7 protein-coding genes and 2 pseudogenes are annotated in these 10370 nt (G+C 56.0%); 5 read left to right on the plus strand and 4 right to left on the minus strand.

The annotated features are described in order from the left end of the window. Positions 1–349 precede the first annotated feature (349 nt). From LIO98_RS13215 to LIO98_RS13235, 5 genes are all read left to right on the plus strand, one after another. Positions 350–1009 carry a solute carrier family 23 protein gene (locus LIO98_RS13215; protein ID WP_291958078.1) on the plus strand — a complete coding sequence of 220 codons (660 nt, stop codon included), beginning with the start codon at positions 350–352 and terminating at the stop codon, positions 1007–1009. Then, on the plus strand, positions 996–1664 hold the full coding sequence (locus tag LIO98_RS13220; RefSeq protein WP_291958080.1) for a solute carrier family 23 protein: 669 nt from the start codon (positions 996–998) through the stop codon (positions 1662–1664). The genes LIO98_RS13215 and LIO98_RS13220 overlap by 14 nt, the downstream gene beginning before the upstream one ends. A gap of 182 nt (positions 1665–1846) precedes the next feature. Continuing rightward, positions 1847–2617: a hypothetical protein gene (locus LIO98_RS13225; protein ID WP_291958082.1), complete on the plus strand. Its 771-nt coding sequence runs from the start codon at positions 1847–1849 to the stop codon at positions 2615–2617. Between the two features lie 392 nt (positions 2618–3009). Further along, a complete protein-coding gene (locus LIO98_RS13230) occupies positions 3010–4218 on the plus strand; it encodes an extracellular solute-binding protein (RefSeq protein ID WP_291958085.1) in 1209 nt (402 codons plus the stop codon). Continuing rightward, a complete protein-coding gene (locus LIO98_RS13235) occupies positions 4215–7496 on the plus strand; it encodes a response regulator (protein ID WP_291958088.1) in 3282 nt (1093 codons plus the stop codon). Before LIO98_RS13230 ends, LIO98_RS13235 begins: the two co-directional genes overlap by 4 nt. A 33-nt stretch (positions 7497–7529) precedes the next feature. Here the strand turns inward: LIO98_RS13235 and LIO98_RS13240 are convergent, their stop codons facing one another. The 4 genes and pseudogenes from LIO98_RS13240 to LIO98_RS13260 form a co-directional block, all read right to left on the minus strand. After that, on the minus strand, positions 7530–8282 hold the full coding sequence (locus LIO98_RS13240) for a gamma-glutamyl-gamma-aminobutyrate hydrolase family protein (protein WP_291958090.1): 753 nt from the start codon (positions 8280–8282) through the stop codon (positions 7530–7532). An 84-nt stretch (positions 8283–8366) separates the two neighbouring features. Then, a pseudogene (locus LIO98_RS15450) lies at positions 8367–9694 on the minus strand (UDP-glucose/GDP-mannose dehydrogenase family protein). 16 nt (positions 9695–9710) lie between these two features. Beyond that, positions 9711–10085: an SMR family transporter gene (locus tag LIO98_RS13255; protein ID WP_291958100.1), complete on the minus strand. Its 375-nt coding sequence runs from the start codon at positions 10083–10085 to the stop codon at positions 9711–9713. Then, positions 10075–10370: pseudogene (locus tag LIO98_RS13260) on the minus strand (4-deoxy-4-formamido-L-arabinose-phosphoundecaprenol deformylase); the annotation flags it as partial. The pseudogene LIO98_RS13260 and the gene LIO98_RS13255, both read right to left, overlap by 11 nt.

Below are 10370 nucleotides of genomic sequence, written 5' to 3' on the forward strand. Positions count from 1 at the left end.
ATATTATACATTCATTACGGTAAAAGGTATAAGTGTTTATGGTAAAGTCGAGGCCGAAGAACTTGAAAGCGGAGTTATTGACGCCGTAACCCGAACGTGATCATAAAAAATCAAAAATTTTTTATGAAAACTATAAAAAATACTGAAATTTTTTGAGGTTATGGTGTATAATGGAGCCACTGAGAATGAAGCGAGTTTTATATAAAAAATATAGAGACTGCCGTGCGCTTGTGGGTGATAATAGGCGGTCTTACTGTTGCTCTATTTTTTACCCAAAGGCATTTTGTATCCAGTGAAATGTATTTGTCTGTTCCACAACATATAATCTGTGAGAAGGGATTTGAAAGACATGTCACAATCAACACGCAAGATTCTCTTTGAGCTCCACGGCATTCCCAAATTCACCGAAGCCCTGCCCCTCGCCATGCAGCATGTCGTCGCGATGATCATCGGCTGTATAACGCCCGCCATCGTGATAAGCGCGGTGGCGAAGGTCTCTCCCGAAGATACGATGCTTCTGATCCAGGCCTCGCTCGTCACGGCGGCGATCGCCACCTTTATTCAGCTGTATCCGCTAGCGGGGCGCGTCGGCGCGGGAATCCCCGTGGTGATGGGGGTCAGCTTCGCCTATGTGCCTGTTTTGATCGCGATCGGGGCCTCGATGGGGCTCCCCGCCATTCTCGGGGCGCAGATCGTCGGCGGCTTCGCGGCGATCATCGTGGGAATATTCATCCGCAGGCTGCGCCCTCTGTTTCCGCCGCTAGTCTCCGGAACGGTGGTATTTACGATCGGGCTGTCGCTGTATCCGGTCGCCATCCGTTATATGGCCGGAGGCGCCGGCGTCGCCGGTTTCGGCTCCGCGCTCAACTGGGGGGTGGCGCTCTTTACGCTCGCCGCGGTCAGCTTTTTTTCCTTCTTTACCAAAGGATTTACCAAACTTGCCTCCGTTCTGCTCGGCATGGCGGCGGGGGTATATTCTCGCGGCCTGTCTCGGAATGGTCTCCTTTGAGCGGATCATTGAAAGCCAGTGGTTCCAGCTTCCGCAGATAAATCACTTCCGGATAGAGTTCCATACCACGGCGGTGGTCTCGATGGTCATCATGTATATAGTGAACTCCATTCAGGCGATCGGCGACATTTCGGCGACGACGGCGGGCGCGATGGACAGGGAGCCGAGCGACAGCGAGCTTGCGGGAGGCATCATGGGCAACGGTCTTTCCAGCATGCTTTCAGCCTTTATTGGAGGGCTGCCGACGGCCACCTTCAGCCAGAATGTCGGCATCGTCACGATCACCAAAGTGATAAACAAGTTCGTCATCGCGCTGGCGGCGGCGATCATTCTGCTGGCGGGGCTGATCCCGAAATTCGCCGCCCTTCTAACGACAATCCCGCTCGCGGTGCTTGGCGGCGCGACTCTCACCGTCTTTGCCGCGATCACGATGACCGGCATGAAGCTCCTGCTCTCGGCCAAGCTTACGCCGCGCAACAGCGCCGTCGTCGGTATCTCCGTCGCGCTTGGCGTAGGCATCTCGCAGGTGGCGAACGCTCTCGGCGGCCCGGGCATGCCCTCGTGGGTGCAGGAGATATTCGGCTCTTCGTCGGTGATCCTCGCGACGCTGATGGCCGTCATCCTCAACCAGATGATTCCCGACGAGAGGAAATAAAAAACTAGTATCCCGTACGGTTATTACCGGCCGCGCCGCTTTCAGGCGCGGCCGTTTTCTTTTTTGCGGCAAAAAGCGTATTTTGCACGATACCCCTTTTCTGCGATGGCCTTATTATCAATTTTGAGACTAAAGCTATTTCAGAAAAGGGGTGTGCGGAGACGATGAAGAGCTTGCATAAAATGTTTGTCATATGTCGTCTTCTTATAGCCTTCGCAGTTATCTCCTTCGCCTTTCCCTCTGTACTTCTGGCCGGTGGCGCGGAAGATGAGCCGGGGGCGCTCTCCTTCCTCCGCCGCGATTTCTCCGGCGCTCCGCGGTCCCGTTTTGCCGGGATGAGCGGCGGGGCCTTTTTCAGCGAGTATGAACGTCTGCGAAAAGAGCTCGAAGACAGCTACGACGCCTGTTATGTCGGACTTGACGAGGAGGGGCGCCGCGAGCTGTTTGAGAGCGAGGTTTTCTGGGAAAAATACTTCCGCAGCTACGAAAAGAACCTCTGCGGCGTGCTGGACCGGCCGCTGCTGATATATGCGGACGGCGCAAAGGCCCCGGTTATCACTAATGTGTATCGGGAAATCGTTACAGATATACTGAGGTGGCGTATCGACGATTTGAAAAGATGGAAGAATGGACATTATCTCTCTAAACCGGCGGAGAATGCTGAGAATATTGAGCTGAAGCTCGCGGCGGAGCGCCGCCGCTATGCGGTGCTGAGGAGCGACGTCGTGCTGCTCCGATATATCCTCTACCATTACGACAGGAAAAATATGGACAAGATATCCAATCTCTTTGGGGAGAAAAAACTGGAATTTCTTGAAAACAGGATCAGCGACCGGCGCACGCTGCTCTGTGAGCAGCTGGAGATGGTTGAGCGCAGCAATCATGTGCTGGAGATGATCTCGGCGGGGCTGCGCGGCATCGTTCCCGTTGACAGGGGCGGCAAAGAGAGCTGAGTCTCGCCGTATACAGATAAAACTCAAAGGGCTGTCCGCACCGGACGGCCCTTTGTCGCATTCCTGCAATTCTTAAAAAATTTCGCCGCTATTTTATACATCCCCGCCGATAGTACGACGAAGAGACTGAGGCTATCCTTGAAGTTGGTAGTATCAAGCCTTTATAGTGTACATCGCTGATTTTCGATAAATTGACAAATTTGATTATTGCTCATAGACTAACGGAGTCGGTGAAGATATAACTTTGGAACTAACACGGTTGGTATCAGCTGTTTGCCGTACCGATTGGAAATGGAGATGACGCAGTGCGTCGTAAATGGGAACTTACGATCTGTTTTTGTGTTGTTTGTGCCATTGGCATCTTCGCCGCGCTTATCTCCTTAAAGTGGCCTATGAGGGAAAACATAGTCCATAACTACGATGAAAACAATATTCCCTCCATCGAGATCTCATTCTTCGGAAATAAATATGAACCAAAGAATGTTGAGGTGTTGGAGGAGATAATTACCGGTTTTATGCAGGAACGCCCCGACGTGAGCCTCTCGTATGAAAGCCTCAAAGGCGCCGCCTACTACGAAGCGTTGAGAAAAAGGGCGGAAGCCGGCAAAATCAATGACATCTATATGGTCGATCACGATACCTCCCTGGTTTTTACGCGGGAGGGGCTGTTGGCGGATCTCTCCTCCCTGAGCGCCGTCAATGATTTTTCCGACGATATGCTGAGCCAGATGCGCGATGCGGACGGGAAAATTTACTGGGTGCCGACCTCGGTCTCCGCTTTCGGCCTCTATTGCAACATAGATCTGCTGGAGGCTCATCACCAGCGCGTACCGCGCAATCTGCGGGAGTTTGAAGCGGTCTGCTCGTATTTTGTTGGGCAAGGTATCACTCCCATTATCGCCAATAACGATATATCGATTAAGACATTGGTGATCGCCAAAGGTTTTTATCCGCTCTACCGCGGCGGGAAACAGCGCGAGGCCTTTGCCCGCCTCAATCGCGGCGAAGAAAAGCTATGCGCTTACCTGCGTCCCGGGCTTGCTCTGGCGTGCAGATTCTGTGAGCGAGGTTATATCGACGCGTCTAAAGCGCTCAAGACGAAAAAGACCTCCCAGGATCTGCTGGAATACGCCAAGGGGGAGGCCCCTTTCATGCTGACGGGGGCCTGGGCCGCGGAAAGGTTTAAATCAATGGAGCCGGGGTTCTCTTTCACCATCGTGCCATACCCGGTCCTGGACGAGGGGGCTGTGCTTGTGATCAACCCCGACACGAGGCTCGGCGTAAACGCGCGCGGTAAAAACCGCGAGGCGGCGATGGCCTTCGTCGCGTATTTTCTGCAGCCTGACAACCTTCAAAAATTTGACGATAATCAATCATCTTTTTGTCCTCTAAAGAAGGGGCATCCCTCGTCTGTGCGGGAGATAGCGCCGTTGGTGGAGAGTTACCATACTGGTACCGCCGTGATCGGCTCCGACAGCCTGCTTGATTTCCCGATCTGGGAGACGATGACGGAGGCAAGTAAGCGCCTGCTGACAGGGGACGATCTGGAACAAATAATGACCTGGATGGATGCCGCCGTTCTGAAGGAGTGTGCGAAATGAAGCGGAAGAACGGTGTTTTAGTCCAGTGGGCGCTGGTTTTTGCGGTTATTCTGACCGTCTGTATGTACTTCTTTATTGATGAGGTTCACACCCAGCTGTGGCGGCATTCTATCGATACCGTGATGGAGAGTACCCGGCAGGGGGCCAATGCTTTAAGGATACAGCTTAATAAGGATTTTGACTCCATAACGTGGATCGCCGAGTCTATCAGATCGATACGCTTTTCCACCGCGGAGGAATTTGATACGGAGCTTGAACAGCGCTGGGGATTTGGCCCCGGCACCATGGTCTATATGGCGGACGGAAAGGTCTTTCCCCCGCGCGCCAAGCCTGATGAGTGCGTGCTCTCCGTTCTGTCTGCGAAAAATAGCCGCTTGGGAATTATCAATCCCCATATCAGCAGCGTCAGCGGACGGAATGTCTTTGACCTCTTTGTGAAGGTCACCCTCTCAGACGGTTCCAGCTGCCACATCGTAAAGGAGTACGGCGTAGACGAAACCTCCGAGCAGTTCACGCTCTCATTCTTCCACGGCAGCGGTTTTTCCTATCTCGTGGATAAAAAAGGCACGGTGCTGATACGCTCCTCCCATGTCAACAGCAATAAGACGATCAGAAATCTCTTCGACATCCTCAAGATGGATAAAAATTCTCCCGTCTTCGTCTCCAAATTTGAAAAATCCCTGCTTGACGCGCGGACGGGCTGGGCGATCTTCCGTTTGGGCGGCGAGCGGATGGTTTTCTGTTATACACCGCTTAAAGCGTTCTCCGACTGGTATCTGATCTCGATCATCCCGGAGCGTGTCATTACGGCGCAGAGTTCCCAGATACTTTTCAAAGCCATGTCGCTTCTCGCGGCGGTACTCTTAGCCATATTTGCCGTGGTCGCCATCTACCTGCGAGGCGCGCGCAGGAGCGCTCAGCAGATCGAGAGACAGTCGCAGTTTATCAGCCACATCTATAATTCAATACCGGAGGGCATCGCCATCATCACCGCGGAGGCTCCGTACCGTTTCGTTCAGCTGAACAGCGTGGGGCTGGCCCTTCTGGACCGCTCCGGCAATGGTGAAGATGGCCCCTCTGAATTTGGCGAAGCGGTGCATGAGGAAGACCGTAAAGCCACCGTCACCCTGCTTGGCGAGGCGGCCACCAATGGCGGGCGTCACACGCTGCTCTGCCGTTTTTACCGTACGGAGGGCGGCTGTTTCTGGTCATCCTGTATCGTGGAGCGGGCGGTGGATATGGATGGCAGTTCGGTGCTGATCGCTACCTTCAATGATGTAACCGAAGAAAAACTTGCGGAGGAGGAACGCGAGCGCGGGAAGATGATAGAGCGCCGCTCGCTGATCAGCGCCATCTCGATCGCCTATCCTGTTATTATCAGCCTCAATTTGAGCCGTGACGAGCTGAGTTTTATCTACAGCTCGCCTTCGCTTGGCCTTGAGCTGCCTGATGACGGCGGCTGCAGCGGGCTTTTTGAGGCCTGCAGCCTGGCTCTCCACCCTGATTACCGCGGCGAGTTCCGCGAACGTTTTGAGATCGGCCGTCTGCGGGAGCGTCTCGGCGGGAAGCAGGGAGAGGTGTTCATCGAGGCGCTCTTTATGCTGGACGACGGCGCCTACCATTGGCTATCCATACAGGTCATCAGGGTGGAGAATCCCTTCTCCAATGAATGTCTCGCGATCATGCTTGCCAGGGGCGTAGACAGGCAGAAACAGGATGAAGAGCGCAGCCGCCTCGCGCTGCAGACGGCGCTTGCGGCGGCCGAGGAGGCGAACCGCGCCAAGAGCCAGTTCCTATCAAGCATGTCGCACGATATCAGGACGCCGATGAACGCCATCATCGGAATGACGGCGATCGCGGAGGCGCATCTGGACGACCGTGAACGTGTGCGGGATTCGCTGCGGAAGATAGAACTTGCCAGTTCGCACCTGCTGAGTCTTATCAACGACGTGCTTGATATGTCGAAGATCGAGAGCGGCAAGCTGACGCTTAGGGACGATCCCTTCAACATCGCCGAGCTGTTCTCGAATGTTGCGGAGATAGCGGCGCTGCAGGCCGATAGATACGGGCTCTCCTTCAAAGTGAGGCTCCTTCCCCTGAAAAACGAGGAGGTGCGCGGGGACCCTCTGCGGCTGCGTCAGGCGCTGCTGAATGTCGTAAGCAACGCGGTAAAATATACCCCCGCGGGCGGCCGCATCGATCTTGAACTTTGTCAGGAAAGATCACTGCGCGACGGGTGGGGCTGCTATCTCTTCCGCTGCGCGGATACCGGCGTCGGAATGGATGATGATACGCTGAGCCGTCTATTCCTGCGCTTTGAGCGGGGCAGCGACATTGGTACGAGCAAAATAACCGGCACCGGGCTGGGGATGGCGATAACCAAGAATATCGTCGATATGATGGGCGGTACGATCGAGGTCCACAGCGCGCCTGGCGAGGGCTCGGAATTCAATGTCCGCATTTACCTGAGACTGCCTGAAAAAGAGGGGACGGAACTTTATAGCTGGTGGCGCGGGAAGCGCGCGCTTATCATCGAGGCGGAGGAGTTTGACTCCGAGGCGGCGGCTGTGCTGCTCAAAGGTACGGGCTGTGAAACGGAGAGCGTTCATTCGACAGAGGAGGCGGTGAAACGCCTGGCCTCCCGCGAAGAGTTTTCTTTCGTCATCACAGGCGGCAGGGAGGACGAAGATGTCCTGTCCTCCGCCATGAGGGCGGGAGACGTGGTACCGGTTATTGTGGTATGCAGCCGCAGCGCGGATGAGGACAGGATAATCCTCAGGAATGGAAGGGCGGCGGCGTTTGTGACGGAGCCTCTGTACCTTTCGAAGCTTCGCCGCGCGCTGGAGGAGCTGAATCAGGAGACCGCCTCTTCCGCGCTGGACGAGGGCGAAATGTTTTGCGGCAGGAATCTGCTGCTGGTGGAGGACAACGAATTAAATCTGGAGATCGCCAGAGAGCTGCTCAGTATGACCGGCGTTAAAATCGAAGAGGCCCGAAACGGCGAAGAGGCTCTGCGTAAGGTGGCCGCCGCCGCTCCCTATTACTACAGCCTTGTACTGATGGATATACAGATGCCGGTGATGAACGGCTATGAGGCGGCGAAAAGGATACGCGGAATGGAGGCCCGTCCGGATCTGGCGCGGCTTCCCATCATCGCGATGACCGCGAACGCCTTCGCGGAGGACGTGGAAGATGCTTTTCGCGCGGGTATGAACGGCCATATATCCAAGCCTATCGACGTCCAAACTCTTTATGATACGTTAAAAAAGTGGCTGTAAAGCGGCGCGTGTGCGCCGCCTGTGGTCAGAAATTTATTCTCCCGCTTTCGTGACGAGCGATTTGAAGATGTCGGCCTGCACGCGGTCCTCTTCCGCGAGGCATTCGGGATGCCACTGCACGCCGATGGCGTATTTATAGGCGGGGGCCCAGATCGCCTCGATGATGCCGTCCTCCGTACGCGCCGCGGCCTCCGCCTCTTTCGCCAGGCGGCCGACGGCCTGATGGTGCATGGAATTTACCATCATCATATCGCCGCGGTGGTTGGGAAAGAGCCAGGGGGCCGATATTTTCACCTCGTGCACATAGCCTTTCATGACATCGGAGCGGCGGTGGAGGGTCCAGCTCTTGTTGACGTCAGGCAGATTTTGTATGAGCGAACCGCCGAGGACGACGTTCAGAAGCTGGCAGCCGCGGCAGATTCCCAGCAGCGGCCTGTTCTTTTCGAGTGCCTCGCGGCAGAGGCCGACTTCAAAGTGATCGCGGTCGAGGTCGGGCGCGATCGTCCCTTTGTCCTCTTCGCCGTAAAAGGCGGGGGCGATGTCGCTGCCGCCCGCGAAGACGAAGCCGTCGAGCTTCGAGACGAGGGCCTTTATCTCGTGTGGTTCGCGCGTCGCGGTGAGCGGCAGCGGTACGCCGCCCGCGGCGCGCACGCAGGAGATTATCTTTTCTGTAAGCATGGAGAGGAGCCAGAAATAATTGAGCGCCTCTTTGTCCATCCCGGCGAGTTCAACCTCCGCGTAAGCATGTCTGAATGGCGACGTCGGTATCCCGATAAGCGGTCTCATAGATTATTTCAAGGCTCCTTTCATCTGTTTGGTCAAATATAAACGTATATTCCGCCGGTCAGAGGCGCGGCGTGTATGCGGCTATTATCTGGGGCGCATGTTGCGGCCGATGCAGTAATATTCAAAGCCGAGCGCGCGCATTTTTTCCGGGTCGCAGATGTTGCGTCCGTCGAAGACGATTTTGCGCTTCATCAGACCGCCAAGTTTTTCCCAGTCGGCCTCTTTGAACTGCGGCCACTCGGTGACGATCACGGCGCAGTCCGCGCCGGCGAGCAGAGATTCGATGTCCACGGCATACTGAACGTTATCCGGCAGCAGCCTATGCGCCTCATCCATCGCGATAGGGTCGTAGGCGCGGACGGAGGCGCCGCAGTTGAGCAGGCCGCGGATGAGCATGATGGAGGGAGCTTCGCGCATGTCGTTCGTCTGCGGTTTGAAGGCGAGCCCCATGATCGCCGCCTCTATCTCTTCCATGTCCTCGCCGAAGCGTTCGCGCATCATGATCTGAAGCTGCTCCTTCTGCTTGCGGTTCACCTTGCTGACGGCGGAGGCGATCGTCATGTCCAGTCCCTGCCCCTCGCCGATATAGCAGAGCGCCTGGACGTCCTTCGGAAAGCAGGAGCCGCCGTAGCCGCAGCCCGCGTTGAGGAAGTATTCTCCGATGCGGCGGTCCGAGGCCATCCCTTTTTTGACGGAGAGGACGTCGGCCCCTACCTTGTCGCAGAGCTGCGCGATTTCGTTCATGAAGCTGATGCGCGTTGCGAGCATGTGTTCGCCGCGTATTTGGTGATTTCGGCGGAGGCCGGGTCCATAAAGAGTATCTTTTCTTCGCTCACAAATGGACTGTAGAGCTCGCGCATCACCGCGCGCGCCTCGTCGGAGGCGGCGCCAACCACGACGCGGTCGGGGTGCAGGCAGTCTTCGATCGCCATGCCCTCTTTGAGAAACTCGGGGTTTGAGAGTATCTCCAGGTTGATTTTTTCCATGCCGCGCTCGCGCAGATGGTTTTTGATGCGTTTGCAGAGCAGGGTGCCGGTGCCGACGGGAACCGTGGATTTGACGACGATGTAGCAGGAGTGCGAAAGCTCCGAGCCGATGTCGTCGATCGCGGCCAGCACCTGGGCGAGATCAGCCCTCCCGTCGTCCGCCGGCGGGGTGCCGACGGCGATGAAGCAGAGCTGCGTGCCCTCAAGGCCGTCCCTGATCTTGGTGGAGAAGGATAGGCGTCCCTCGCGTTGGTTTCTTTCGATGAGCTCGTCAAGCCCCGGCTCATATATCGGGCTGATCCCCTTTTTGAGTTTGCCTATGCGTTCATCGTCGATATCGATACAGCATACGGTATGGCCCTTTTCCGCGAAGCAGGTGCCGGTGACGAGTCCGACGTAGCCTGTTCCAACAACACAAATTTTCATCTATTTATTTCTCCTCTTAACTCTTGATTGCGAGCATGGTTATCCCCGCGAGAATGAAGGCCATGCCTCCGATCCGCAGGAGCGTGATCTTTTCATGAAAGATAAAAAAGCCGATCGCGAGCAGCAGCAGGTAGACGATGCCGGACATCAGCGGGTAGGCGAGCGTCAGTTCGGCGCGCGAGAGGGCCGCCGCCATAAAGAAGAAGGAGACGCCGAATAGTCCGAGTCCGAGGACGATCCAGGGGTTGAGGGCTATCTTCAGAAAGGCCCCTATAAGGCCGGAGGAGACCATGTCGCTGTCGCCGCCGTAGGCGTGCTTCATGACGGTGCTGCCGAGCGCGTTTGTCGCCACCGAGGCGAGTATGAGGGTGAGCGTTATCTTATCGAGCATCTGTCTGCCGTTGTATGGCGAGCGTCCCCGCGCGTCCCGTGAGCGTCCCCATAACGATCTCGCCGCGCGGAAGGGAGGCCTCGCGCGCGTATTCGCCGAGCGTGCGGAATTCGGTGCCGAGCGCCTTCGCCATGTTGAGGAAGTTTTCAAAGACGGTGAGTTTTGAGATGCCCTCCATCTCCGCGTGGACGGTGAGTACGTTCCATTCTTTGTCCATTCCGTCGAGCCAAGCCTTGGGAATCGTGACGTCGTTGATCCCCGGCAGGCCGTATATCTCGTCCATCG

The sequence above is a fragment of the Cloacibacillus sp. genome, from assembly GCF_020860125.1.
Lineage (GTDB): Bacteria > Synergistota > Synergistia > Synergistales > Synergistaceae > Cloacibacillus.

Bases quoted from the DNA above. Each gene is read 5' to 3' on its own strand.
- LIO98_RS13220 (WP_291958080.1), top strand. From the start codon at position 996: ATGGTCTCCTTTGAGCGGATCATTGAAAGCCAGTGGTTCCAGCTTCCG.
- LIO98_RS13240 (WP_291958090.1), bottom strand. From the start codon at position 8,282: ATGAGACCGCTTATCGGGATACCGACGTCGCCATTCAGACATGCTTAC.
- LIO98_RS13225 (WP_291958082.1), top strand. From the start codon at position 1,847: ATGTTTGTCATATGTCGTCTTCTTATAGCCTTCGCAGTTATCTCCTTC.
- LIO98_RS13235 (WP_291958088.1), top strand. From the start codon at position 4,215: ATGAAGCGGAAGAACGGTGTTTTAGTCCAGTGGGCGCTGGTTTTTGCG.
- LIO98_RS13230 (WP_291958085.1), top strand. From the start codon at position 3,010: ATGAGGGAAAACATAGTCCATAACTACGATGAAAACAATATTCCCTCC.
- LIO98_RS13215 (WP_291958078.1), top strand. From the start codon at position 350: ATGTCACAATCAACACGCAAGATTCTCTTTGAGCTCCACGGCATTCCC.
- LIO98_RS13255 (WP_291958100.1), bottom strand. From the start codon at position 10,085: ATGCTCGATAAGATAACGCTCACCCTCATACTCGCCTCGGTGGCGACA.